Below are 25,516 nucleotides of genomic sequence, written 5' to 3' on the forward strand. Positions count from 1 at the left end.
TGGACGTGGCAGAACCGTTGACCTGTTTCAAGGCCTATGATGTGCGCGGGCGCCTGCCCGATCAGCTCAATGACGAGATTGCCTATCGCATTGGCCGGGCGTACGCCGACTATGTCAAGCCGCGTCGCGTGGTGGTGGGGCGCGACATGCGGTTGTCCAGCCCCGCCCTGGCGCAGTCGCTGATGGCAGGATTGATGGCGCAGGGAGTCGATTGCGAAGACATCGGGCTGTGCGGTACCGAAGAGGTCTACTTCGCCACATTCCACGAGCAGGTTGACGGCGGCATTATGGTCACCGCGAGCCACAATCCGCCCGATTACAACGGCCTCAAGTTCGTGCGCGAACAGGCTCGCCCCCTGAGTGGCGACAGCGGCTTGCCGGAAATCCGGGCGCTGGCCGAGGCCGACCGTTTCGAGAGCGCCGCGACGCCCGGGACCACTCGATCGCTGGCAATTCGTCCCGCCTATGTGGCACACCTGCTGAAGTTTATCGATGGCTCGGCGCTCAAGCCGCTGCGCCTGGTCGTCAATGCCGGCAACGGTTGTGCCGGTCCGGTCATTGATGCGCTGGCCGAACATCTGCCGTTCGAATTCATCCGGCTCCATCATGAACCCGATGGCCGCTTTCCGAACGGTGTCCCGAACCCCATCCTGCCAGAGAACCAGGCGGTGACGGCTCAGGCCGTTCGCGAGCACCAGGCCGACATGGGGATCGCCTGGGATGGGGATTTCGACCGTTGTTTTCTCTTCGACAGCGCCGGGCGCTTCATCGAGGGGTATTACATCGTCGGCCTGCTGGGACGCGCCTTTGCCGAGAAGAATCCCGGCGCGCGCATCGTCTACGATCCGCGCATGATCTGGAACACGGTGGAGATGGTCGAGGCCGCGGGGGGGACGCCGGTCCTGAGCAAGGCGGGCCACGCCTTTATCAAGGCCCGCATGCGCAAGGAAGATGCCGTTTATGGCGGAGAGATGAGCGCGCATCACTATTTCCGCGACTTCTCCTACTGCGACAGTGGCATGGTGCCTTGGTTGCTGGTGGCCGAGATGATTTGCAGGACGGGGCGCTCGCTGGCCGATCTGGTGGAGGAGCGCATGGCGCGCTATCCGGCAAGCGGAGAGATCAACCGGACTCTGGTGCAACCTGCCGAGGTCCTGACGGCCGTGGAAAACCACTATGCCCGAGCGGCCAGGACGGTGGACCATACCGATGGCCTGGGAATGGATTTCGGAGATTGGCGTTTCAACCTCCGTCCATCGAATACCGAGCCGGTAGTCCGGCTCAATGTGGAGTCACGGGGCGATCCGACGCTGATGGCCTCCAAGACGCAGGAGGTCCTTGACCTGATCGCGCGTCTGGATGAAGGTGCTTCAGTGTAGAATAAGCGATTCGCAAGAAGCGGATCGGATCAGGGGAGCGATGGGCAAACTTTATATCCAAACCTGGGGCTGCCAGATGAACAGCTATGACTCGGCGCGCATGGCGGACATGCTGGCCGAATCCCATGGCCTGGTATCCACTGACCAGCCGGAAGAGGCTGACGTGCTGCTGCTGAATACGTGCAGTGTGCGCGAAAAGGCGCAAGAGAAGGTATTCTCGCAACTGGGTCGCTGGCGCGAATGGAAAGAGGCGCGCCCTGATCTGCTGATCGGTGTCGGCGGCTGTGTCGCGAGTCAGGAAGGTGAAAACCTGCTGCGCCGGGCACCTTTCGTCGATCTCGTCTTTGGCCCCCAGACCGTCCATCGCCTGCCCGAGATGATTGAGGCGGTGCGGCGTGAACGCACCGCGCGGATCGATGTGTCCTTTCCCGAAATCGAGAAGTTCGACCGCTTGCCGGAGCCTCGAGCCAAGGGACCGGTCGCCTTCGTGTCGATCATGGAGGGGTGCAGCAAGTTCTGCAGCTTCTGCGTGGTGCCCTATACCCGCGGCCAGGAAGTCAGCCGACCGTTCGACGATGTACTGGCCGAGTGCCTGGCGCTTGCGGATCAGGGCGTGCGGGAAATCACCTTGCTCGGCCAGAACGTGAACGCCTATCGTGGCGCCATGGGTGGCTCGGAAACCGCAGATCTGGCGCTGTTGATCCGGTATCTCGCCGAGATCGAGGGGATCGCCCGTATCCGGTTCACCACCTCGCATCCGCTCGAATTCAGCGACCGCCTGATCGATGCCTATGCCGACGTGGACAAGCTCGCCGACTATCTGCATCTGCCGGTGCAGAGCGGATCGGATCGCATTCTGGCCCTTATGAAACGCGGCTATACCACGCTGGAGTACAAGGCACGGCTGCGGCGGCTGCGGGAGATTCGTCCGGGGATTTCGTTGTCGACGGATTTCATCGTCGGCTTTCCGGGGGAAACCGCCGCTGATTTCGAGGCCAGTATGCGCTTGATCGATGCGGTGGGTTTCGATCAGGCGTTCAGCTTCCTCTATAGCGCCAGACCGGGTACGCCGGCTGCTGCGCTGGTCGACGAGACGCCCATGGCGGAGAAGGAGGCGCGGCTCGCTCGGCTGCAGGTAGCCGTGCAGTCCAATGGCCGACGCTATTGTGAGGGATTGTTGGGTACCCTGCAGCACGTCCTGGTGGAAGGACCGTCGGTGAAAAATCCCACGGAGCTTACCGGTCGCATCGATTGCAACCGATGGGTCAATTTTGCCGGCCCGGCGAATTGGATCGGCCAGATGATCCCGGTCCGTATCGTCGCGCTCAAATCCAATTCGCTGCGCGGTGAAGTGTACGACGCCAAGGCGGCGCTGCATGCCTAGAGCCGCGGTGTCCGAGCGGATCGTCCGGGAAGTCAGGCTCGAGCCCGACGATAATCGTCGTCTGGCCCGGCTGTGCGGTCGCTTTGATGAAAATCTGCGCCGGATCGAAGAGCGACTCGGCGTCGAGATTCGCAATCGGGGAAATGATTTCCGGATTCTCGGTGATGCAGCAGGGGCGGTGCGCGCCGAAGGCTTGCTGAAAGAAATGTACCAGTTGGCTGTGGATGATCCCCTGACGCCCGAACAGGTTCACCTGCTGCTGCAGTCCACGGCTTTGACCGCAGCATCCTCGATGGTGGTCTGCGGGCCGGATGCCGTGGCGATTCGCACGCGCCGCGGAATGGTCCGCGGGCGCGGAGCCAATCAGCAGCAGTATCTGCAGGCCATCCTCACCCACGATATCAATTTCGGAATCGGACCGGCCGGAACGGGCAAGACCTATCTGGCTGTCGCTGCCGCTGTCGAAGCGCTGGAGCGGGGCCAGGTTCGGCGCATCATTCTGGTACGACCGGCAGTCGAGGCTGGCGAGCGCCTGGGATTCTTGCCCGGTGACATGGCACAGAAAGTCGACCCTTATCTGCGACCATTGTTCGATGCACTGCAGGACCTGCTTGGGCCCGAAAAAGTCGAACGCCTGATGGAGCGTGGCCAGATCGAAGTCGCGCCGCTTGCCTTCATGCGCGGGCGGACATTGAACGAAGCCTTCATCATTCTCGACGAGGCGCAGAACACCACGATCGAGCAGATGAAGATGTTCTTGACGCGGCTTGGATTCGGCTCGACCACCGTCATCACGGGCGATACCACCCAGGTGGACTTGCCGCGCCAGGTGACCTCGGGCTTGCGTCATGCCGAATCGGTCCTGAATGAGATTACCGGCATCAGCTTTACCTACTTCACCAGCCAGGATGTGGTGCGTCATCCCCTGGTGCAGCGGATCGTCGACGCCTATGCGCGCGGCGTGGATGGCGGCGATGGATCCGTCTGACCATTGGGGCGTGCAATATGCCGTATCGCGGCGGGGGATTCCCGCATCCATCAGTTTCCGTTACTGGATCGATCGTAGCCTCGCGTTTCTCAAGGTGCGTGGCGCCGGGACGGTACGCATCGTCGACGAACAGGAATCCGCTGCGCTCAATCTGGCCTATCGTGGAAAATCCGCTCCGACCAACGTCCTCTCCTTCGTTTTCGAGCCGCCGATCGGCTGGAGTGGGGACTATCTGGGCGACTTGGTCATCTGCGCGCCGGTCGTTCAGCGTGAAGCGCTCGAACAGCGCAAGTCACCGCGCGCCCATTGGGCGCATCTCACGGTTCACGGTGTTCTGCATCTACTCGGGTACGATCATCTGGATCCCCGCGATGCCCAAGAGATGGAGTCCCGTGAAATCCAGATTCTTCAGATGATGGGGTTTGCCGATCCCTATCAGGATTCAGAGGACGCGATGGCCGGTTCTCGATCAACCCTTGCCGAACTCCAGGAAAATCATGTCTTCCAGTGAAGAACGTCCCAGTCCCAACGCTTCCGCCAATCGATCCTGGCGGGAGCGCTTGCTTCACCTGCTGCAGATTGCGCCGAACGATCGTGATGAGTTGCTGCAGATCTTGCGCAAAGGCCAGCAGGGCGGTTTGTTCGATGCCAATACCCTGGGCATGCTGGAGGGCGTGCTTGATGTGACCGAGATGCAGGTCGAGGAGATCATGATTCCGCGGGCGCAGATGGCGGTGGTGCGCCGGGACGACAATCTGGCGACCTTGCTCTCGGAAGTGGTTGTGTCCGGTTTTTCCCGCTATCCGGTAGTCGGCGAGCATCGTGACGAGATCGTCGGTGTTCTGATCGCCAAGGATCTGTTGCGCTATTTCCCCAGCGCACATGGCGAAGCAGCGTTCAACCTGCAGGATATCCTACGACCGGCCAGTTTCGTGCCCGAGGGCAAGCGCCTGAATGTCCTGTTGCGCGAGTTCCAGAGCAGCCGCAGCCATATCGCCATCGTCGTGGATGAATACGGCGGTGTTTCCGGATTGGTCACCATTGAGGACATCCTCGAGCAGATCGTCGGTGAAATCGAAGATGAGCATGATGAACAGGAAGAAGACAATATCCTCCAGCATGGGGAGCATCGTTATCTGGTCAAGGGATTGACCGATCTTGACGAGTTCAATGCGGCGTTGGGTGCCCAGTTTTCTGATGCGGAATTCGATACCGTTGCCGGCTTGCTCATGAATGCGTTCGGCCATTTGCCCCATCGTGGCGAGCGGGTTCGTCTGGGACACTATGAATTCACCGTGGTGCGGGCGGACAATCGCCGGATCCATCTGGTCCAGGTTTGCATCCTTCCCGAGGCGGATGTCCAGTCCGCCAACGCTTGACGATACCCGTTTCGGCGGTACGTACTCCACCCGTCATCGAGGACATCGACGCATGCGCTGGATTCATGAGGAAGGGCTGCGGATGCTGGGTGCGCTGCTGGCGGGTGCGGTGCTGGTCTTCGCGTTCGCTCCGTGGCAATGGTCCGTGTTGGCGCCGATCTGCCTGTGGAGCTTTCTGTTTCTGATCCGCGAACGATCCGTTGGGCAGGCGTTCCGGATCGGCTACGGTTTCGGGCTGGGTCAGTTTGGTCTCGGGATCAGCTGGGTATTCGTGAGTATCCACGAGCACGGCAATGCCGGTCTGTCCTTGGCCTTGCTGTTGACGGCTCTGTTGATCGCCTTTCTAGCTTCGATCCCGGCCTTGGTCGCTGCGGTGACCACGGCGCTGGCCGGTGCTCGGCGCGCGCGCCTGCTGTGGGTGTTTCCTGCCGTATGGATCGGCGGCGAGTGGGTTCGTAGCTGGGTGTTCACCGGCTTTCCCTGGCTGGCTGTCGGCTATACCCAAAGCGACGGCCTCTTGGCTGGCTATGCACCCCTATGGGGTGTTCTGGGGCTGGGCGCGGGGATTGCGTGGACCGCTGCAGCTATGGAATGCCTGCGAACGGCGAACGGTGTGCGGCGGGTGTGGATCGCGGCCACGCTTCTGGTGGTGTGGATCGCCGGTTCCGGATTGCGGTTCGTCCAGTGGACCCACCCCTCCGGACCGCCAATTCCCGTGGCGCTCGTTCAGGGGAATATTCCCCAGGAAAACAAATGGGACGCTCGCCGGGCCGATGAGATACTGGACCGGTATGCCCAACTGACGGAGCCCTTGCTTGGGACCCCGCTCATCGTCTGGCCGGAAGCGGCATTGCCCCATGTCTACCATGAACTGGCCGGGACCTATTTGACGCGATTGCAGATTGCTGCCGCTGCGGCCGGAAGTGAAATTCTTCTCGGGTTGTTGCGCTTCGATCCAGAGCGGCGCGTCTATCTCAACAGCGCCCTGCTATTGGGGCTGGATCGCCAGTTCTACGATAAGCGCCATCTGGTTCCGTTCGGGGAATATTTCCCGGTCCCGGCGTTCATCCGTCACTGGATGCAGGTCCTGGACATGCCGCACAGTGATCTTGGCGCCGGGCCGAGCCATCCTGATCTGATCCGCTTCCAGGAGCTGCCGCTGGGAGTTTTGATCTGCTATGAGGCTGTCTTCGGCAGCGAGGTGATTCGTGACCTGCCGGAGGCGCAGCTTCTGGTGAATGTCAGCAATGACGCATGGTTCGGGCGCAGTTTCGCGCCTCACCAGCACTTTCAGATCGCCCGCATGCGGTCTCTTGAGGCCGGACGGGACCTGCTGCGGGCCACCAATACCGGAATCACGGCGTTGGTCGATGCCACCGGTCGCGTCACCGCGCAGCTGCCGTCCTTCGAGGTTGGCGTCTTGCGCGGGAACGTGCAGCCTCGCCTCGGCGCTACGCCCTATGTACGCTGGGGCGATTGGCCCGTCTTGGCCTGGCTGGGCGCCAGCTTGGTCCTGGCGACCAGCTTGAGGCTGCGCGAGACCCCTTAGTGAGAAGGTGCGGCAGACGGGGACCGGTGGTTATAGAGGATCCCCGCCAACAGGACCATGAGCACCAGCCCTTGTCCGAGCAGGGTCTGCAAAGTCGGATAGATACCCAGGACCGGCAGGTCGATGAAGTCGACCGGTTGCGCATTGATCCAGCCTGCTGCTTGCAACGCGGCGAGACCTTTTCCGGCAAACACGACAGCCAGAACCCCGATCAGCGCGGCACTGAAGCTGAAGAACTGGCGAATCGGGAGACGAACACTGAAGCGGAACAGGGCGACCGCAATGCCGGCCAGCAAGATGGTGGCGATGACCATTCCCGATAGAACAGCAGTATGCTGTCCTTGGCTCCAGAGCGCCCGGTAGAACAGAACGGTTTCAAATGCCTCGCGATAGACCGCAAGGAACGACACCAGTCCGATGGCGCGCAGCCCCCCCCGGTTCATGGCGGCTTGCATCTGTCCGGCGACGTACTGCTGCCAACGACTGGCGTAGCTCTTGTTGTGCAACCAGAGACCGACACCAATCAGAATGACGGCTGCAAGCAGCGCTGTGAGTCCTTCAGTCAGCTCTCGACTGGCGCCGCTGATATCGATGAGATAGGTCGCGGCAAACCAGGTTGCCAGACCCATGACCAAGGCGCCGATCCATCCCGCGTGCAGATACGCCAAGCCCTCACTGCGACCGGATTTTTTCAGAAAGGCAAACATGGCAGCCAGCACCAGAATGGCTTCCAGGCCTTCCCGGAAGAGAATCAGGAAACTTCCGCTGAATGCGGCAGCAACGCTATGTTCATCGGAATGCAGCCGGTTTTCGGCCTGATTCAAGGCCACTTGCAGCCGTTCGACGCGCTGCGTGACGGCATTGACTGTTTCCTCTTCCCGAATGGCATTGCGTAAGGCCATCATATCGGCTTCGATCTGGGCCATCAGCTTTCTGTCGGTTGCTGCCAGAGTCGCCTCGGCAAGCTCAAAACCATCCAGATAGGCCGACAGGGCGGCGCGTGCGGCCTCTTCCCGGTTGCCGCTTCGGTAGGCTTGGTCCGCCGCATCGAGCATCTGACGTGCCGTTGTCAGCGCGCGGTCCTGTCCCGGTGCGAGGAGCGCCGGACGGTCAATCAACGCAGCAAGCAGCGGCATGGCGTGATCGGGGTGGTTGGCCGCCAAGGCTTCGGGCGTCGTCTGCACCAAGGTTCCCATGTCCGGGACGATCCGGCGCATGTCCGGCGTGTCGGCCCAAAGTGCCCTGCCGGCCTGCTTCTGTGTGTCGTCGAAATACAGTTGGCCGATATGGAATACCAGCGCCCAGCGCTCGGCTTCGCTCAAGTGAGTGTAGCTCGCCATTGCGGTGCCCGGCACGCCGAGGCTCACCGTGTTGTAGTAGCTCAACAAGCTACGCTGGCTACGCCGTCCGGCGTCATGGAAATCAGTGGGCGCAGGTGTGAGCCCTTGGGCGGCTGGCCCATCACCTCGCCCGGTGACCCCATGGCATCCCGCGCATTGCTCCTGGTACAGCCGACTGCCCACGGCCGGGTCGGGCACCTTCACCGGGGTGAGTGAAACCGGATACTGGCGCAACAGGTTTTCGGTCATGTCCGCGGTCAAGTTCTGGATGTACGTGCCATCGGCCTTGCGGGCAATGGCCTGTTCCAGTTCTTGCGCGGATTCGATGAGCTGGGCCTTGCCGTCCACCTCCGGAAGATCGTCCAGACGGCGTCGAATATCTGCCGAAAATTCACGTTGTTCGGCGTATTCCGCTGCATTGAGCACCTGACCATCTTGAACGAATTCGGGATAGTCGACTCCGATGTAATCGACCATCTGCAAGATCGGAAGAATCGCTTCCCGGCTCGCAGCCATGACATGGCTTGCCCAGAGGGAAAACACGCAGACAATCGCGAAACGCAGCCGAATCGGCAGTCGGGGAGGGATCCATGGGTTCATGGCGGGCCTGGCCTGGAAACAAAGCGGAAGGTGTCATTAATGTTAAGGAAACTGAGAATCGATTTCAATAAGACGGGAAACTACGGCAGGTCTTTCAGTTATTTCAATGATCATCGACAGTTGGATCATAAAAAAGGCGGGGCACATGACTTTCGCCACACCACGCGACGAAAGGTCTTGCCGGCAAGTCAGCCAAGCCCCATGATTCTGCCAGATCATCAGGCTGGGTGATCGACCGATCCGGGAGCGAAAAATCAACGACAGGTGGTAAATTCCGTCTTGGATCGTTCAAACTAGTGAGGAGGCCGAATTTGTCGGCCTGATCCCAATCATGAATCTCTTATCTCTCTTAAGGAGAATATCGATGACCAAGACCTCCAAGCTGCGCTGGCTGATGATTGCAGGCCTGGTTGCTGTGTTCGGCCTGTCTGCCTGCGACCGCAAAGAGCGGGAGGAAGCCAAGCAGGAGGCTGAGCAGGCCATGGACACCATGGAGCAGAAGGCCGATGAGCTGATGGACAAGGCCAAGGAGCCCTTCCAGGGTCCGGCCGAAGAAGCGGGTGAGCAGATCGACGATGCGACCGGCGCTGCTGGCGAAAAAGCCGAAGAGCTGGGCGAGAAGATCGACGAAACCACTGAAGATATGAAGTCCGAATAACAGGACTTATGCGGCGAAGGGGATCGGTGGGCGCGAAGCCGCCGATCCCGATTTCCAGCGGGGGGAGAGTCAATGGGTGAGCTGGATCCAATCGTCGGGCAATGGTATTTGGACTTGGAGCAGGATGACCGTTTCAAAGTCGTGGCTGTCGACGAACGCGGCGATGAAATCGACATCGAGTATGAAGACGGCGAAACCCGTACCGTGGGTTTCGACGAATGGTACGACCTGGATCTCGACCTGATGGATGATGAGGAAGCCGGATCGGATGAGCCGGTGGACGAGCCTCCAAACGATTTCTATCGTCCCGCGCGCGCTCGACGCTATCGCGAGGAGGACGATGATGAGGACGACGAGGATGATGCCGACCTGGAAGACGATTGGGATGAGTGACGCCATCCGCACACACCGATGATCGTCTATCTGGTCCGCCATGGTATCGCCGAAGATCGTGGGATGGCGATCCCCGACTCGGATCGCGCCCTGACAACTGATGGTATCCGGAAAATGCACCGGATCGTTTCAGGCCTTCAGCGCCTGGACGTTCAACCGGCAGCGATCTGGACCAGTCCTTTGCGGCGGACCCGTGAAACGGCAGAGATACTCGCTGCCGGTCTCGGCGTCAATGCCGTGCGTCTGTGTGATTCGCTGGCGCCGGCGAGTTCACTGGATGCCGTGTGCGCCGGGTTGGCTGGTGCGCCGGATTCGGTGATGGTGGTGGGCCATCAGCCCGATCTGGGCGAGCTGGCATCGCGTCTTTTGTTTGGAGGCCAGCAGGGAGACTCGTTGCCCTTCAAGAAAGGCGCTGTGGCCAAGATCACATGGAAAGACGGCGATCCGACCGGTCGCAGCCGACTGGAATGGTTCCTTACCCCGGCTCAGCTGCGGCTGCTGGGTCGGTCCGGCGGTTGATGCCGGAATTCCCCCTCATACGAGTCGAAGATAGACGCGCAGTTCTTCCCACAACGCCTGGTAGGCGGCCGCCGCGGGACTGTGCGCCGCGAACTGGTTCACCGGGCTTTGATGCTGTCCCATTTGTTCCACCGCCGAGGCGTAGGGCACATAAGCGCTCAGCAGATTGGGTAGCTCCGCGGGTGGAGCTTCCAGCCACTGCCGATGCAGCATGCGGCGTTTATCCACCATCGAGAAAAATGGGAACAGTTGTCCCCGATCAAGCTGCTTCTGCTGTAGAAATTCGCTAACCTGGGAAAACGCCCGGATCGACAGCGGGGTCGGGATCAATGGAACGGCGACCGCATCGGACAAGGCAAACACGTTTTCCGACAGACGCGAAAAGCTGGGCGGGCAATCGAGCACCAGAAGATGGTAGCGGTCGGCCAGTGGACTGACCAGCTTGGCCAGGATTTCCCGTGGCTTGTCGCTCTGTTCGAACAGCAGATCCAGATGGCGGTAGGTGGTATCGGCCGGGATGAGGTCCAGACCTGGCAATTCGGTCGCGCGAACCTGGTTTTCCAGCGCGTTCTTTCCTTTCAGGAGCTTCTTGGCCTTGACCTCAAGGCCCGTGGTATCACGCAGGTACCAGCTGGCAGCGCCCTGGGGATCGAGGTCCCACAGACAGGTGGTCAGGCCGTCCTGTGCGGCGCACCAGGCGAGATTGACAGCGGCGGCGGTTTTTCCCACTCCGCCCTTGAGGTTGTAGAACGCCAGTGTATGCATCGGCTTGCCTCGTGTTCGGGTCAAGATAACGGAGCGGCGGGATCGGGATGGAATGGTAGCCGTCGTTCGCGAGGCGCATCCTCTTCTTCCCACAGGCGCCAGTAATCGGTGATGCGGCGCGTGAACGATCGAGGCCGTTCCGCATAGATCCGGCGACCGAGAGACAAAGCCTCCTGGCGGAGCTGGGCTTGCCGACGGCCAATGGCGCCGAGCAGCCTTTGCTGCTGGGCATCACTGCCCAGTCGGTCTGACCAGGCCAGCATCTGACTGCGCAGCAGCATCAAGTCGTGGTCGTCGCCCAGCAGATCGGACAGCGTCTTGAGCAGACTCTGGCGCTGCTCGAGATAGACCGGCCACGCGCCGGCGATCAGTCGGGTGTGATACCAGTGATCCTTCACACGCTTGCGCCAGTCGTGGAAATGTTCCGCGGTCGGGGCGTTCTGGACGGCGTCCAGCTGGCGCCGACCAGCCCGGTAGGTTCGCTCGAATCCGGAGCAGATGAGGTCGAATCCTGTTTCAGGCACGTCGATCTCGGGCAGGTGGGTCATGTGCTGGTTCAGCGCGGCGCACAAACGCCGAACGATGCTGTCCAACGCATCGGCATCATGGAGATGGTCATGGGCGTTGTCGATCAGGGCCCGATGGAGCGCCTGCCCGGCGCGCGTTTGCAGCGCCTTGGGGTCGACGGCGTCCAGTTTGTCCCAGCACTCCACCAGCGCCTGGGCGTCGCGGGTTCCGGAAAGCTCCCGACCCGCGTCCCGGAACCATTGCCGCATGGCGCCGGCCGGGAAGGTCTCGGTGTCGCTGACCAGCCGCAAAACGGCCCGGATTTCCTTGAAGCGCTTGCGGGCTTCGTGGATGCCTTCGGCCCGGTCGGCGATGGGCGCGGACAGATGCGTGATCGCCTTTTCCATCCGCTCAAGCAGGATATTCCGGAGGGCGCGGGGTGTATGCCGTGGGGCGGGGAATGCAAAGGCCATGTATCCAAAGCGCTCGGCAGGACGGATGAGTATTTCAACTTACCACATCCACCGCAGCAAATTCCCCCAATGAAGGTGCAGTTGTCATTTTCGAATCGTAGAGTAAGGGGCTTGCGCCGGATGCGATCGGGAGATTGCCCTCGTGACAGAACAGATGCATTCATTGACCGTCTCCGCGCAGACGGAACTGCGCGCCTTGCAGGCCGAACTGCAGGACTTGCGTGATCGTGTGGAGCAGGGGGCCCGGCACGATGCAGTGGAATGGTTGAGACCGGACGCCGATCGAGCCCGGGCGAGTGTGATGAATTTGCTGCGCTATCTGCATTTTCGGCGCAGTGATCTGCGTCTACTGCAAAAACGCCTGAGCAATCAGGGTCTGTCATCACTGGGACGTTCGGAAGGCCATCTGCTGCACGATCTCGATCGTGTACTGGCCCTTCTATCCGGCGTTCTGGATGGACAGTGGCACCCGCCCCAGCCCGATTCCGGGCCGTGTATCGATGAGGGGGAGGCTCTGCTCAGCGGCAACACGCAGCATCTGTTCGGGGCACATCGCGACGGCGCGGGTGTTTACATCATGGTAACGCTGCCGTCTAGTGCGGCCGAAGATGGTGAGCTGGTCAGTGCGATGATCCGTTCGGGAATGGACTGCGCTCGCATCAATGGCGCCCATGATGACCCGGTCGTGTGGAATCGCATGATCGAGCAGGTGAGACAGGCCAGTGCGGCGCTGGGTAGACCATGTCGGATCTACATGGATCTTCCGGGGCCCAAGTTGCGTACGGCGCCGGTCCATGCCGCGCCCATATTCGCGATCCATCCGACCCGCGATGCTTCGGGGCGCGTGATTGCGCCGGCTGAAGTCGTGCTTGCATCGGCCCGCACGCCCGAGTCGACCGACCCTGAGATCCTGCCCGTCACGGCCGAAATCTACGACGACCTGAAGGTCGGTGGACGGATCCGTTTTCGCGATACGCGCGGGCGCATGCGGGAGATCGAGATCATCGGTCGCGATCTCGCGGATCGCTGGAAAGGGCGCATCTGGCACACGGCTTATCTGGAACCGGGCATGCCCTGTCGCTGGTGGGGGCCCAGTGCAACGCCGGGTGACCGCCGAGAAGGTTGTTTCGGTCCGTTTCCGGAACGTCCCGGTTTTCTCCTGGTGCATCCACAGGAGCAACTTCTGCTCACGCGCAACAGCCAGCCTGGGATTCCGGCGCAACCCGATGCCCCGGAGCCGCTGGCGAGGATGGGGCGAATCGGCCTCAGCAGTCCTGAAGTGATCGACGACCTCGCGGTTGGACATCGGGTGTTCATCGATGACGGCAAGATTGGCGCCGTCGTGGAGTCGCTCATTCCCGAGGGCGCCGTCTTGCGCATCACGCGGGCCCGCGCCGAAGGGGAGAAGGTCCGGGGTGAGAAGGGGCTCAATTTCCCGGATAGTCTGCTTCGACTCCCTGCGCTCACCGAACAGGATCTGGAAATGCTTGATTTGGCGGCCCATACCGCCGATATCATCGGCTACTCCTTCATCCGCACGGCCGACGACATGGCCACCCTGATGGCCGAGCTGGATCGGCGTGGCAACCGCTCGGTGCCCGTGGTGGCAAAGATCGAAACAGCCCAGGCGGTGCGGAATCTCCCCGAGATCCTGCTCACGACACTCCCCAGACGCCCCGTCGGTGTCATGGTCGCTCGCGGCGATCTGGCGGTGGAGATTGGCCCGGAACGGCTTGCCGAGATCCAAGAGGAGATTCTTTGGCTGTGCGAGGCTGCTCATGTCCCGGTGATCTGGGCTACTCAGGTGCTCGAATCACTGGCCCGCAAGGGCACACCGACCCGCTCGGAAATCACCGATGCGGCTATGGGTGTGCGCGCCGAGTGCGTGATGCTCAACAAGGGACCGTACATCTGCCGCGCCATCGAGACGCTGCGCGACATCATGCAGCGCATGAATGCCCATCAACACAAAAAGACGGCCCGCTTGCGTGCCCTGCATTGGTAAGTCGCCTCGGGACATGCAAGCGGGTTTTCCGGAAAGAGCTTGTTCAGCCGCTACGGCACTGCTGCGGTGTCGGTGGCACTTCCACTGAGCACGCGCCGCGCTGCTGGGCGTGCCGCGCGTAGGCGCTCAGTATCGCCCGTAACGTGGCGGCGGTGGCGTCCTCATCCAGTCCAACTCCATGCCACGAACGGTCATCACCGCCGATCTTGAGTTCGACATAGGCCGCCGCGCGCGCATCCGACCCCGGCCCGATGGCATGCTCGCGGTAGTCAATCACTTCAATCGGTTTGCCGAACCCTTCGGCGAGCGCATGGACGAAGCCATCCACCGGCCCGCGACCGATCCCGGTCACCACCTGATCGAGACCCGCGGCATCGCGCAACACGGCACGCACCCGCCGCAACCGGTCTTGCTGCCCGTGCGACTCCTCGCGGTAGTCGACCAAACTATGGGCCCCGGGAACCGCGAGATAAATGTGCTCGAAAATGGTCCACAGGTCGGCTGTTTTCACTTCCTTTCCAGTCGAATCGGCGATGATCTGAACCTCATTGCGAAACTCGATCTGCAATCGTCGAGGCAGGTCCAGACCGAACTCGCTGGCCATGACATGGGCGATGCCGCCTTTACCGGATTGGCTGTTGATGCGGATCACGGCTTCGTACGTTCGACCGACGTCTCGGGGATCGATGGGCAGGTAAGGAACCTCCCAGGCCGGCGTTTCTGCGGGATCGTTCTCGCGGGCTGCCAAACCCTTTTTGATGGCGTCCTGATGTGAGCCCGAAAACGCCGTGAACACCAGCTCGCCCGCATAGGGATGGCGAGGATGGACTGGAAGCTGGTTGCAGGTCTCGGCGACGCGCACGACCTCGTTGATCCGCGAGAAGTCGAGGTGTGGGTCAATGCCCTGGGTGTAGAGGTTCAACGCCAGGGTGACGATGTCCACGTTGCCCGTGCGTTCACCGTTGCCGAACAAGGTTCCTTCGACGCGGTCGGCACCGGCCAGGACGGCCAGCTCGGCAGCCGCCACAGCGGTTCCCCGATCATTGTGCGGGTGTACCGAGAGGATCACATGGTCTCGGTAGGGCAGTTGGCGATGCATCCATTCGATCTGATCGGCGTACACGTTGGGCGTGGTCATTTCCACCGTCGCCGGAAGGTTGATGATCGCTTCACGACCCGCGTCGGGTTGCCAGATCTCCAGTACGGCGCCGCAGGTCTCGAGGGCGAAGTCGAGCTCGGTTCCGGTGAAGCTTTCGGGCGAGTATTGAAACACCCAATCGGTGTCCGGCTGCCGCGCGGCATGGTCAGCCACCCAGCGGGCGCCCTGTTCGGCGATGCGCCGGATTCCCGCTCGATCCTGCCGGAATACCAGGCGCCGCTGGGCTTCCGACGTCGAGTTGTAGACATGAATGATGGCGCGGCGCACACCTTGCAGTGCCTGGAACGTCCGAGCGATGAGATCCGTGCGCGCCTGGGTCAGGACCTGAATGGTGACATCGGCCGGAATACGATTCTGTTCGATGATTTCCCGTACGAAGTCGAAGTCGGTCTGGGAGGCGGCCGGGAAACCGACCTCGATCTCCTTGAAGCCAATGGCCACGAGCATCTCGAACATCTGGTGCTTGCGCAGGCTGTCCATGGGTTCGATGAGCGCTTGGTTGCCGTCCCGTAAATCGACACTGCACCATTGCGGTGGACGCGTGATTTGCCGGGATGGCCACTGGCGGTCGGCCAGGTTGACGGGACGGATCGGGCAGTATTTCTGATGCGGATGATCAATCATGACGAAATTCCTGGGTGATTGAGGAGAAATGCGCCCAGGGAGCAACGGGGTCGTCGGGCAGGCGCGCGCTAGGCCCGGCGACCGCGTCGCAGTCGCAGCCCGAGAGGGTTTGACCGGAAATGATTCTTCGATGAGAGGAGGGATTTGGAAAACATGTCATCGGCTCGCTGCAAAAGAAAATGGGGTGCCCCAAACGCTTGGGTCACAGTCGCAGCAGAAGGATAGCCGATTGAATGTTGCTCATGGTTCGACCCTATGGGGTTGCGGCATCGTTGTCAAGTCCGAGCACAGAACGGGGCGATTCAGTCGCGGGCGACCAGCTTCCGCCTACGGCCCGGATGAGGGCGATACTGGCATCAAGGCGCTGATTCATGAGCGCGATACTTGTTCGCTCGCTGTCCAGTAAGACGGTCTGCGCCGCGACTACGTTCAGGTAACTCAACAGACCGGCCTTGTACTGATTGGTAACGACGGCTAGAGACTGTCGGGCCAAGTCCTCGGTTTCCCGTTGCGTCGCAGCTTCTGCTTCCAAAACACGCAATGCAATGAGTTGATCCTCGACCTCCTGGAAAGCACTCAGGACTGTGAGCCGGTAGTTGTCGGCAGTCGCGTCCAGAATGGCCGTGGCTTGTTCGACCTGTGATTTGCGCAGACCCCCGTCGAAAATACCCAGGGCCATGCGGGGTCCGATGGACCAGAAGCGATTCGGCAGACTGATCAGGTCGCCAAGGCTGCTGCTTTGGTAACCGCCACTGGCCGAGAGCGTCAGGTTCGGGTAATAGGCGGCCTGGGCGATGCCGATCTGGGCACTGGCAGCCGCGACGCGGCGTTCCGCCGCAGCGATGTCTCGGCGACGTTCCAGTAAGGTGGAAGGCAAGCCGGGCGGAATCACGGGAATCACCGGATCGGTGAGCGGCGCAACAGGAAACCGGTACTGGGCGGGCGCTTTGCCGAGCAGAACCGCGATGGCGTGTTCGAGTTGGGCGCGCTGGATCTGAAGATCGAGCGCTTGGGCCTGGGCCGATTTCAGTTGGGTTTTGGCTTGCAGCACATCGGCGCGGGAGGTCACGCCCGCCTGATAGCGATTTTCGGTCAGTTTGAGCGACTGTTCGTAGGCGGCCACGCCTTGGTGCAGCTTGTCCTGCAAGGTGTCGTTGGTCCGCAGGGTGAAATAGAGCCGTGCCAGTTGCGCCTGCATGCTCAGTCGCATGGCCTGGAGGTCGGCGGCGCTGGCGTCAAGATTGGCTTGATTGGCTTCGACCTGCCGGCGTACGCGCCCCCATAGGTCGATTTCCCAGCTACTGTTCAAGCTGAGATTGTGTTGCGTCCGTGGATCGAACTCGATCGTTGGCGGCTGAATCGCCGGCGGGCGAACCTGCAGGATGCCGAACGGACCGACCCGTTGAGCCGGGAGTTGCACGGGTTGCCGGTTGAGCCCGGTCAGCGGATCGGGAATCTGACTGCGATTCACGTCGGCCGAGGCGCTCAGCGTCGGGAACAGGTTGGCGCGGCTGGCGGCCAGGACTGCCTGGGCCTGGCGGAACTGACTTTCCGCGATGCGGATGTTCAGATTGTTCGCTGCAAGTTCGCGCTGCAAGGCATCAAGCGCATCATCATGGTAAACCCGCCACCAGGGTCCTGGATCGAGAAGGTCGGCCGGTTCGGCCCGCTTCCAGCCCTCATTTTCCTTGTAGACCGCGGGCGTCTCGATGTCGGGTCGAGCATAGTCCGGACCCACGGTGCAGGCGCTGATCAGCGTGGTGCAGATCAGCAGTCCTCCGCACAGCCGCGCCCGCAGCTGGCGGTCAGCGGAGGTGTGGTCGCGGAGGCGGGGCAGTGTCGACATGGCTCGGCCTTCAATCGGTGAATCGGGCCGAACTGCTCCCCAGGCTCCAGCCGCGCTGGGCCCACTGATGCAGACGATCCATGTAGAGGTAAACGATGGGGGTGGTATAGAGCGTCAAGAGCTGACTGAACAGGAGTCCGCCGACGATGGCGATCCCCAGAGGGCGCCGCAGGTCTGCGCCATAGCCGCTGGCGATCGCCAATGGCAGTGCGCCCAGCGTGGCCGCGAGTGTGGTCATCAGAATGGGCCGTAACCGCAGCAATGCTGCTTCGAAGATGGCTTGCTGCGCGCTGAGGCGCGATTCGCGCTGGGTCTGAATGGCCACATCTACCATCATGATGGCGTTTTTCTTCACGATACCGATCAACAGGAACAGACTGATCAAAGCCATCGCGTTGAGTTCCACGCCCGTTGCGAGCAAGGCCAGGAGGGCACCGACGCCGGCGGATGGCAGGGTGGAGAGGATGGTGACGGGGTGGATGAAGCTCTCATAGAGAATGCCGAGCACCACATAGATAGCCAGCAATGCTCCCAGCAGCAGCCAAGGCTCCGAGGACAGGGATTTCTTGAACGCCAGCGCCTCACCCTGAAAACCACCGCGCACGGATGCGGGTGCACCGATCTGGGTCATGGCGCGGCGGATGACCTGCTCGGCATCGCTGAGCGAGATTCCGGGCGCGAGATCGAAGGAAATCGTGGCAGCGGCGAATTGGCCCTGGTGGTTGACGACAATGGGGCCGGTTGTGGTTTCCACATGGCTGAATGCGCTCAAGGGGACCATCGCGCCGGTCTTCGACGGGATATACAATTTCGCCAATGTCGCCGGGTCCCGGGTGTCCTCCGGTGTTGCCGTCATCACGATGAAATATTGATTTCGCTCGGCATAGAGGGTCGAGATCGGACGTTGCCCGAACGCATCATAGAGTGCCGCATCGACACGCGCTGGATCAACGCCGAGCCGGATGGCGGCATCGCGATCGATGACGACTTTGGCATGTAGCCCTCGGGCCTTGAGGTCATTATTGACGTCTACCAGTTCCGGCTGGCGTTTCAAGGCTTCTTCGAGGCGCGGCGACCATTCGTAAAGATCTTCGAGCTGATCGCTTTCGAGGGTGTATTGATAGCGCGAGTTGCTGGGACGCCCACCGGGGCGGATGTCCTGCGGCCCCTGGAGAAATAATGTGGCGCCGGGAATGTCGTTGATCTGGGTGCGCAACCGCTCCATGACCTTGTGTGCCGGCATCTTTCGCTCATCCAAGGGCTTGAGCGAAACGAAGACAAAACCGGTATTGCCTTGCGATTCGCCGCCGATGAAGGACACCACGCTTTCCACCGCCGGATCTGCGCGCAGAATATCGGTGAATTGCTGCTGCTTTTCACGCATCGATTGAAACGACAAGGCCTGCTCGCCGCTGATGTAACCCAGCAGCTTGCCAATGTCGTATTGTGGCATGAGTCCCTTGGGGACGACCACGAAAAGAACGATGTTCAGTGCGAAGGTCGCAAACAACGACATCAGGGTCACGAATGCGTGGCGCAAGGCCCAATCCAGGCTGATCCGATAGACCGTGGTCAGGCGTGCGAACGCACCGTCGAGCCAGCGATATAGGCGCCCGGGCGTGTCGAATGTCTCCTGGCGAAGCAGTCGGGCGCTCATCATCGGTGTCAATGTCAGCGAGACGACCATGGACACAAGAACTGCCAGCGACAGCGTAGCGCCGAATTCCTGAATCAGCCGCCCGATCATTCCACCCATCAGCACGATGGGAAGAAAAACTGCGACCAGCGACAAGGTCATGGACACCACCGTGAAACTGACCTCGCGTGTGCCCTCCAAGGCAGCTTGGAAAGGGGGGCTGCCCTGTTCGAGGTGGCGGATGATGTTCTCCAGGACCACGATTACATCGTCGACGACGAAGCCGGTGGCAATGGTAATGGCCATGAGCGAGAGGTTATCGATGGAGTAGCCCATCAGATAGAGCGCGCCGAAGGTGCCGATTAGTGAAACCGGCAATGCGACAGCGGGAATCAGCGTGGCACGGGCATTGCGCAGGAACAGGAGCACGACGCCGAGTACCAGGAGGGTCGAGATGACGATCGTGATTTCCACTTCATGGAGCGAGGCGCGAATCGTTTCAGACTGATCGAGTTGGATCTCCAGATCGACCCCGCCGGGGACCGATGCCTTCAATTCGGGCAGCAAGTCCTTCACGCGATCGACGGTCTCGATGACGTTGGCGCCCGGTTGTCGGCGCAACATGATCAATACCGCCGGCTTGCCATTGGCCGTGCCGGCATTGCGCACATCCTGGACGGAATCATGAACTTCGGCGATGTTGTGCAGATAGATGGGAGAGCCATCGTCAAAGGCGATGACCAGATCACGGAATTCCTCGGCCGTCCGGGTCTGGTCATTGGCATGGATCAACCAGCTGTTCGCGCCATCGTCCAGAAACCCCTTGGGTCGATTGGCATTGGCACCAGCCAGCGACTGGCGGATTTGCTCGAGGCTGAGGCCATATTGGTTGGCTGCATCAAGGTTGAGTTCGACGCGGATCGCCGGCAAGGCGGAACCGCCCAGCTCCACTTGGCCGATGCCGTAGACCTGGGCAAGTTTCTGAGCCAGCACCGTGGAGGCGGCGTCGTACATCTGCCCAAGACTCAGGATGTCGGATGTGAGTGAAAGAACCAGGATCGGTGAATCGGCCGGATTGGCCTTGCGATAGATCGGATTGGTCGGGAGATTCGCGGGAAGCAGACTGCGTGCCGCATTGATCGCGGCCTGCACATCCCGCGCGGCGCCGTCGATATTCCGGTTGATATCGAACTGAATGATGATGCGTGTGAACCCGATGGAGCTGGCCGAGCTCATTTCTTCGATGCCGGCGATGCGGCCCAGTTGCCGTTCCAGCGGTGTGGCCACGGTGGTCGCCATCGTTTCGGGGCTTGCTCCTGGCAGACGCGCGATCACAACGATGGTCGGAAAGTCGATCTGCGGCATGGGTGCCACGGGCATCAGGAAAAAGCCCAATAAGCCGGACAGCGTGATGGCCACCGTCAGCAGGGTGGTCGCGACCGGCCGATCGATGAAAAATGCTCCCGGGTTCAAGGATTGTTCTCGACCATTGACCGCGCCCTCTGGCCCAGGCGCTCAGCCAGATCGGCAAAGGCGAGGTAGATGACCGGCGTGGTGAAAAGTGTCAGCAACTGACTCAGCACCAGCCCGCCGACCAGCGTGATTCCGAGGGGGTGCCGCAGCTCTGCGCCGACCCCGGTGCTCAGCATCATGGGCAGCGCGCTCAACAACGCCGCCAGAGTGGTCATCAAAATCGGCCTGAACCGCAACAGGCAGGCTTCGAAGATGGCCTCCCGAGGTGGTTTTCCGCCGGTGCGCTCCGCATCCAGGGCAAAGTCCACCATCATGATGGCGTTTTTCTTGACGATGCCGATGAGCAACACGATTCCGATGATGCCGATCACGTCCAGCGGATGGCCGCTGAGCAGCAAGGCCAACAGGGCTCCCACGCCGGCAGACGGCAGGGTAGAGAGGATGGTGATTGGATGGACATAGCTCTCATAGAGCATGCCCAGCACGATATACATGCAGACAATGGCTGCGAGCAGCAGAAATGTCTGGTTGGCCAGCGAGGCGCGAAATGCCAGCGCATCACCCTGAAAGCGTATCTGCAGACTGGCCGGGGGGGCCAGATCGGCGAGTGCCGCTTCAATATCCGAGACGGCTGCGCCCAGGGAAGTCCCCGGCGGCAGGTTGAACGAGACCGTAGCGGCGGGAAACTGACCGAGATGTTCGATCAGGATGGGTGTCGTGCGCTCTTCCACGCGGGCGACCGCGCGCAGTGGTACTTGCACGCCGTTTGGCGAGGGGACATAGATTCGATCCAGTGCCTCGAGACCCCGTTGCAGAATGGGGTCCACTTCCAGCACCACCCGGTATTGATTCGACTGGGTGAAGATGGTGGAGATGATGCGCTGACCGAAGGCGTTGTAAAGCGCATTGTCGATCGCGGCGGCCGTGATGCCGTAGCGTGCAGCGGCGTTTCGGTCAATGGCCAGATAGGCCTGCAAACCCCCGGTTTGCAGGTTGTGATTCACATCGCGCAGGGACGGCAGCGCTTGAAGTCGCTCGGTGATCGGTGTCACCCAATCATACAGCTCCGTGGGATTCGGATCCTGCAGCGTCAGCTGGTATTGGGTACGCGAGACGAGATTCCCGATGCTGAGATCCTGCAAGGGTTGCAGATACAGCGCGATTCCAGAGACGTTCTGCAGTCGCGATTGCAGGCTGCGCATGATCTCTTCCGCATCGGCACTGCGCTCGGCGTGGGGTTTGAGCTGAATCAGTACCCGTCCGCTATTGAGCGTGGGATTGGCGCTGTCCACGCCGATGAAGGAGGTGACGCCTGCCACGGCAGGCTCCTCGAGCAAGGACGCTACCAGGGCCTGCTGACGCGATGCCATCGCTTCGAACGAAATCGACTGTGGCGCTTCGGAGATTCCTTGAATGAGTCCTGTGTCCTGTGAGGGCAGGAATCCCTTGGGGATGAAGACGTACAGCAGGAGCGTGAGCATCAGGGTGACGACGGCCGTGACCTGCATCGGTCGGGGGCGATCCAGCACGCGGGTCAGGATCCGTCCGTACCCGTCAATGATCCGGTCCAGGAAACGGCCTTGCGCCAGTTCCGAATGGCCCCCGACCGGAATGGCGCGCAGCAGGCGCGCGCACATCATGGGCGTGAGTGTGAGCGAGACCACGGCCGAGATCAGGATCGCCACGGCCAGGGTCACCGCGAACTCCCGGAACAACCGACCAATGACATCACCCATGAACAGAAGCGGGATCAGCACTGCGACCAGGGAAACGGTGAGAGAAATGATGGTAAAGGCAATCTGACGCGAGCCTTTGAGCGCCGCTTCCAATGGTGGTTCGCCGGCCTCGAGATAGCGGCTGATGTTCTCGATGACCACGATGGCATCGTCGACCACGAAGCCGGCGGCGATCGTGAGCGCCATCAGGGTCAGATTGTTGACGCTGAATCCGGCCAGGTACATGAAGGCGAATGTCCCGACCAGAGACAGAGGGACCGCGATACTCGGGATGATGGTAGCGGTGAGATTGCGAAGGAAGAGGAAAATGACCATGACGACCAGTGCGACCGCGAGCATGAGCTCGAACTGCACATCGTGCACCGAGGCACGAATGGTGGTGGTCCGATCGGACACCACCGTTAGCGTGACGGCCGCCGGCAGGGAATCCTGCAGCCGCGGCAACAGTTCCTTGATCCGGTCCACCACTTCGATCACATTGGCGCCGGGTTGGCGTTGAATATTGACCAGCACGGCCGGTGTCTTGCCGAACCAGGCGGCCTGCCGGTTGTTTTCGATGTCGCGGACCACATGCGCAACTTGATGGAGGCGGATGGGCGCGCCGCCGCGGTAGGCCACCACCATCTGCGCAAACTGTTCGGTGCTCAGCAGTTGATCATTGGCATCGATGGTATAGGCGCGATCCGGTCCATCGAAGCTTCCTTTCGCCTGATTCACGTTATTGGCACCGACAGCGGTACGGAGATCCTCGAGACTCAGGTTATAGGCCGTGAGCGCACGCGGATCGGCCTGGATGCGGATGGCGGGGCGCTGCCCTCCGCTGAGCCCGACAAGGCCCACGCCGCTGACCTGGGCAAGCTTCTGGGCCAAGCGAGTATCAGCCAGATCCTCGATTTCCGGCAGCGGCAGGTTTGGTGAGGTCAACGCCAGCGTCATGATCGGTGCGTCGGCGGGGTTGATCTTGTTGTAGGTTGGCGGAGCCGGCAGATCGAAAGGCAGAAAGGTGTTGGCTGCATTGATTGCAGCCTGGACCTGCTGTTCGGCGATATCCAGTGTCAATTCAAGCGAAAACTGCAAGGTGATGACAGACGCTCCACCCGAGCTGGTGGAGGTCATCTGACTGAGCCCCGCCATTTGCCCGAGCTGACGTTCCAAGGGCGCGGTCACGGACGACACCATGACTTCGGGGCTGGCACCCGGATAAAGCGTCACGACCTGGATGGTGGGGTACTCGACTTGGGGCAAGGCCGCAAGCGGCAAGAAACGATAGCCCAACAGCCCTGCAATCAATAGGGCAGCCATGATGAGAGAGGTTGCGACCGGACGGAGGATGAACGGACGCGAAGGATTCATGGGGATTGGGAGGCTTCGTCAGCAGGCTGTGATTTTTTGACGATCTCGACGGCTTTTCCTTCGGCGAGCCGTTCTGTTCCGTCGATCACCACCCGTTCACCGATTTGCAGGCCGGCGGTGATCGCCGTCAGGCCACGGTCCCGGGTCGCGGTCTGGATCGGGCGCGCCGTGACCTTTTGGTCTGGCCCCACCACCCACACGTAGGGCCCATCTGCACCCCGCTGGATGGCCGCATCGGGGATCACACGGCTGTCGCGCGCGACTTCGAGCAGCAGCCGGGCGTTGACGAATTGATTGGGGAACAGCTGTTCGTCCCGATTGGGGAATTGAGCCTTGAGGCGCACCATCCCCGTCGTCGCATTGATGCGATTGTCGATGGCCGTTAATTGTCCCTGGCCGAGCGTGGTCGACTGATCACGATTGAAGGCCGTGACCGGCAGGGACGCTTTGCGCAATCGCTCGCGCACGCGGGAGAGGTCATCTTCCGGGATGTCGAAAACAATGGCGATGGGCTGGGTCTGGGTAATGACGGCAAGCCCGTTCGGATCTGCGGCCCGGACCAGGTTGCCGCGGTCGACGGTGCGCAGGCCAATGCGTCCGCCAATCGGTGCGGTAATTCGGGTGTAATCCAGCTGTAGCCGGGCATTCCCAAGCTGGGCATGATCGCCCTGAAGGGCCGCCTGATACTGGCGAACCAGCGCCTGCTGCGTCGAAACCTGTTGTTGGGCAATGGAATCTTCTTTGAGCAGCTGCTCATAGCGGGCCAGATCTTGCTGGGCATTGGCCAGCAACGCTTGATCCCGTGCCAGTTGGGCTTGTGCCTGTTGTAGCTGGATCTGGAATGGTCGCGGGTCGATTTCAGCCAGCAGGGCACCTTCGCGCACCATCTGACCTTCGGCGAAGTGCAATGCGATGAGCTCGCCATCGACACGGCTGCGTACCGTGACCGAATTGAGTGGTGTCACGGTTCCCAGTCCGTTGAGATAGACCTGCAGATCGCTTGATTGCACGGTTGCAACGGATACCGGCACGGGACGATCCACCGCCGCACTCTGGGCCGAAGGTTGTGGTGTCCGAAGCAGCAAGGTCGCGCCGATGGCCAATGCCAACAGGACGACCGACAAGCCGACGCGGCCGCCGGGTATCGGGATCGGTCGCGATGCCCGATTGGAGGGCGCCGACGCGGTGGATCGCTTCATGACGGTTCCTGGTGAAGACTAGAGGAACGGCCGCCTGACAACCGGCTGGGGATGCAGGAGGCCGGGTCGACTGGTCCTCAACATCGGCACCACTCGTGCGCTTCTTGAGGAAAACCGCGGCGCTGTCACACCAAGGCGATTCAGGGAAAATCAAGTCACTCCGGGCCCGACCGGTGTTTTGAGCCACTTGTCACCGGATGGGCGATCTGTCCGGATCAGGGCGTATCCGGAGTAGGGATGGACTTTCGGAAGCCATCCATCATGTTACGCATGTGTTGCTGCGCCTGTTCGCGTTCGGCCTGGTCGATAAAGCCGTCGCTGTTGGCGTCCATCGTGGAAAAGCGCTTGTCGTGCATCGCCATGAATTCAGCCTTGCTGATGCGGCCGTCCTGATCGGTATCGGCCATCTGCAGCATCCGTTGCATCATGCCACTCCCGCGCTCGCCTGGCTGTGCCAAGGCTGCGAATGACAGGCTGGCCAAAAGCGTGATCAACACCATTGTCGTAAGTCGTGACATCGCTTTTCCCTCTCATCGGTATGAACCGCATTC

At 61.1% G+C, this 25,516-nt stretch carries 19 protein-coding genes; 10 read left to right on the top strand and 9 right to left on the bottom strand.

The window, feature by feature from the left end; translation table 11 throughout:
* Positions 1–5: 5 nt before the first annotated feature.
* From E4680_RS06750 to lnt, 6 genes are read left to right on the top strand one after another with little or no spacing between them, the layout of a single operon-like run.
* A complete protein-coding gene (locus tag E4680_RS06750) occupies positions 6–1,379 on the top strand; it encodes a phosphohexomutase domain-containing protein (protein ID WP_240696144.1) in 1,374 nt (457 codons plus the stop codon).
* Positions 1,380–1,419: 40 nt separating this feature from the next.
* Positions 1,420–2,763: a tRNA (N6-isopentenyl adenosine(37)-C2)-methylthiotransferase MiaB gene (miaB, locus tag E4680_RS06755; RefSeq protein WP_135281647.1), complete on the top strand. Its 1,344-nt coding sequence runs from the start codon at positions 1,420–1,422 to the stop codon at positions 2,761–2,763.
* Positions 2,756–3,751, top strand: a complete 996-nt coding sequence (locus E4680_RS06760) for a PhoH family protein (protein ID WP_135281648.1) — start codon at positions 2,756–2,758, stop codon at positions 3,749–3,751. Before miaB ends, E4680_RS06760 begins: the two co-directional genes overlap by 8 nt.
* On the top strand, positions 3,738–4,262 hold the full coding sequence (gene ybeY, locus E4680_RS06765; RefSeq protein ID WP_135281649.1) for an rRNA maturation RNase YbeY: 525 nt from the start codon (positions 3,738–3,740) through the stop codon (positions 4,260–4,262). Before E4680_RS06760 ends, ybeY begins: the two co-directional genes overlap by 14 nt.
* Positions 4,249–5,130 (top strand): HlyC/CorC family transporter, encoded by an 882-nt coding sequence (locus tag E4680_RS06770; RefSeq protein ID WP_135281650.1) that lies wholly within the window; start codon positions 4,249–4,251, stop codon positions 5,128–5,130. The genes ybeY and E4680_RS06770 overlap by 14 nt, the downstream gene beginning before the upstream one ends.
* 52 nt (positions 5,131–5,182) lie before the next feature.
* The gene (gene lnt, locus E4680_RS06775) at positions 5,183–6,679 is read left to right on the top strand and encodes an apolipoprotein N-acyltransferase (RefSeq protein ID WP_167792415.1); all 1,497 of its coding nucleotides are present in this window, start codon (positions 5,183–5,185) and stop codon (positions 6,677–6,679) included.
* Here the strand turns inward: lnt and E4680_RS06780 are convergent.
* A complete protein-coding gene (locus tag E4680_RS06780; protein WP_135281652.1) occupies positions 6,676–8,619 on the bottom strand; it encodes an FTR1 family protein in 1,944 nt (647 codons plus the stop codon). The two genes, lnt and E4680_RS06780, sit on opposite strands and share 4 nt — an antisense overlap.
* 364 nt (positions 8,620–8,983) lie before the next feature.
* On the opposite strand from E4680_RS06780, the gene E4680_RS06785 reads away from it, so the two are divergent.
* From E4680_RS06785 to sixA, 3 genes are all read left to right on the top strand, one after another.
* On the top strand, positions 8,984–9,277 hold the full coding sequence (locus tag E4680_RS06785) for a hypothetical protein (RefSeq protein WP_135281653.1): 294 nt from the start codon (positions 8,984–8,986) through the stop codon (positions 9,275–9,277).
* A 72-nt stretch (positions 9,278–9,349) separates the two neighbouring features.
* Entirely contained in the window at positions 9,350–9,670 is a 321-nt protein-coding gene (locus tag E4680_RS14040) for a DUF6763 family protein (protein WP_167792416.1), read from the top strand.
* Positions 9,671–9,688: 18 nt separating this feature from the next.
* Positions 9,689–10,189: a phosphohistidine phosphatase SixA gene (gene sixA / locus E4680_RS06790; protein ID WP_135281654.1), complete on the top strand. Its 501-nt coding sequence runs from the start codon at positions 9,689–9,691 to the stop codon at positions 10,187–10,189.
* Positions 10,190–10,204: 15 nt separating this feature from the next.
* Here the strand turns inward: sixA and E4680_RS06795 are convergent, their stop codons facing one another.
* On the bottom strand, positions 10,205–10,954 hold the full coding sequence (locus E4680_RS06795; RefSeq protein WP_135281655.1) for a ParA family protein: 750 nt from the start codon (positions 10,952–10,954) through the stop codon (positions 10,205–10,207).
* Positions 10,955–10,974: 20 nt separating this feature from the next.
* Positions 10,975–11,934 (bottom strand): CHAD domain-containing protein, encoded by a 960-nt coding sequence (locus E4680_RS06800; RefSeq protein WP_135281656.1) that lies wholly within the window; start codon positions 11,932–11,934, stop codon positions 10,975–10,977.
* A gap of 142 nt (positions 11,935–12,076) precedes the next feature.
* Between E4680_RS06800 and E4680_RS06805 the strand changes: the two genes are divergently transcribed.
* Positions 12,077–13,939, top strand: coding sequence for a pyruvate kinase (locus E4680_RS06805; protein WP_135281657.1), 1,863 nt, complete (start codon positions 12,077–12,079; stop codon positions 13,937–13,939).
* 43 nt (positions 13,940–13,982) lie between these two features.
* Here the strand turns inward: E4680_RS06805 and leuA are convergent, their stop codons facing one another.
* From leuA to E4680_RS14610, 6 genes are all read right to left on the bottom strand, one after another.
* Positions 13,983–15,722 carry a 2-isopropylmalate synthase gene (gene leuA / locus E4680_RS06810; protein WP_135281658.1) on the bottom strand — a complete coding sequence of 580 codons (1,740 nt, stop codon included), beginning with the start codon at positions 15,720–15,722 and terminating at the stop codon, positions 13,983–13,985.
* Between the two features lie 253 nt (positions 15,723–15,975).
* The gene (locus E4680_RS06815) at positions 15,976–17,568 is read right to left on the bottom strand and encodes an efflux transporter outer membrane subunit (protein ID WP_135281659.1); all 1,593 of its coding nucleotides are present in this window, start codon (positions 17,566–17,568) and stop codon (positions 15,976–15,978) included.
* A 10-nt stretch (positions 17,569–17,578) separates the two neighbouring features.
* Positions 17,579–20,677, bottom strand: a complete 3,099-nt coding sequence (locus tag E4680_RS06820; RefSeq protein ID WP_135281660.1) for an efflux RND transporter permease subunit — start codon at positions 20,675–20,677, stop codon at positions 17,579–17,581.
* On the bottom strand, positions 20,674–23,766 hold the full coding sequence (locus E4680_RS06825; protein ID WP_135281661.1) for a multidrug efflux RND transporter permease subunit: 3,093 nt from the start codon (positions 23,764–23,766) through the stop codon (positions 20,674–20,676). The genes E4680_RS06820 and E4680_RS06825 overlap by 4 nt, the downstream gene beginning before the upstream one ends.
* Positions 23,763–24,965, bottom strand: coding sequence for an MdtA/MuxA family multidrug efflux RND transporter periplasmic adaptor subunit (locus tag E4680_RS06830; protein ID WP_135281662.1), 1,203 nt, complete (start codon positions 24,963–24,965; stop codon positions 23,763–23,765). Before E4680_RS06830 ends, E4680_RS06825 begins: the two co-directional genes overlap by 4 nt.
* A 215-nt stretch (positions 24,966–25,180) precedes the next feature.
* A complete protein-coding gene (locus tag E4680_RS14610; RefSeq protein ID WP_422666669.1) occupies positions 25,181–25,483 on the bottom strand; it encodes an EF-hand domain-containing protein in 303 nt (100 codons plus the stop codon).
* Between the last annotated feature and the right edge of the window lie 33 nt (positions 25,484–25,516).

This window comes from Candidatus Macondimonas diazotrophica (genome assembly GCF_004684205.1).
Classification (GTDB): Bacteria; Pseudomonadota; Gammaproteobacteria; order UBA5335; family UBA5335; genus Macondimonas; species Macondimonas diazotrophica.

Coding starts and splice junctions, on each gene's coding strand:
- E4680_RS06795 (WP_135281655.1), bottom strand. CDS start 10,954: ATGCATACACTGGCGTTCTACAACCTCAAGGGCGGAGTGGGAAAAACC.
- E4680_RS14040 (WP_167792416.1), top strand. CDS start 9,350: ATGGGTGAGCTGGATCCAATCGTCGGGCAATGGTATTTGGACTTGGAG.
- leuA (WP_135281658.1), bottom strand. CDS start 15,722: ATGATTGATCATCCGCATCAGAAATACTGCCCGATCCGTCCCGTCAAC.
- E4680_RS06815 (WP_135281659.1), bottom strand. CDS start 17,568: ATGTCGACACTGCCCCGCCTCCGCGACCACACCTCCGCTGACCGCCAG.
- E4680_RS06760 (WP_135281648.1), top strand. CDS start 2,756: ATGCCTAGAGCCGCGGTGTCCGAGCGGATCGTCCGGGAAGTCAGGCTC.
- E4680_RS06825 (WP_135281661.1), bottom strand. CDS start 23,766: ATGAATCCTTCGCGTCCGTTCATCCTCCGTCCGGTCGCAACCTCTCTC.
- E4680_RS14610 (WP_422666669.1), bottom strand. CDS start 25,483: ATGTCACGACTTACGACAATGGTGTTGATCACGCTTTTGGCCAGCCTG.
- ybeY (WP_135281649.1), top strand. CDS start 3,738: ATGGATCCGTCTGACCATTGGGGCGTGCAATATGCCGTATCGCGGCGG.
- E4680_RS06800 (WP_135281656.1), bottom strand. CDS start 11,934: ATGGCCTTTGCATTCCCCGCCCCACGGCATACACCCCGCGCCCTCCGG.
- E4680_RS06770 (WP_135281650.1), top strand. CDS start 4,249: ATGTCTTCCAGTGAAGAACGTCCCAGTCCCAACGCTTCCGCCAATCGA.
- sixA (WP_135281654.1), top strand. CDS start 9,689: ATGATCGTCTATCTGGTCCGCCATGGTATCGCCGAAGATCGTGGGATG.
- E4680_RS06785 (WP_135281653.1), top strand. CDS start 8,984: ATGACCAAGACCTCCAAGCTGCGCTGGCTGATGATTGCAGGCCTGGTT.
- miaB (WP_135281647.1), top strand. CDS start 1,420: ATGGGCAAACTTTATATCCAAACCTGGGGCTGCCAGATGAACAGCTAT.
- lnt (WP_167792415.1), top strand. CDS start 5,183: ATGCGCTGGATTCATGAGGAAGGGCTGCGGATGCTGGGTGCGCTGCTG.
- E4680_RS06780 (WP_135281652.1), bottom strand. CDS start 8,619: ATGAACCCATGGATCCCTCCCCGACTGCCGATTCGGCTGCGTTTCGCG.
- E4680_RS06830 (WP_135281662.1), bottom strand. CDS start 24,965: ATGAAGCGATCCACCGCGTCGGCGCCCTCCAATCGGGCATCGCGACCG.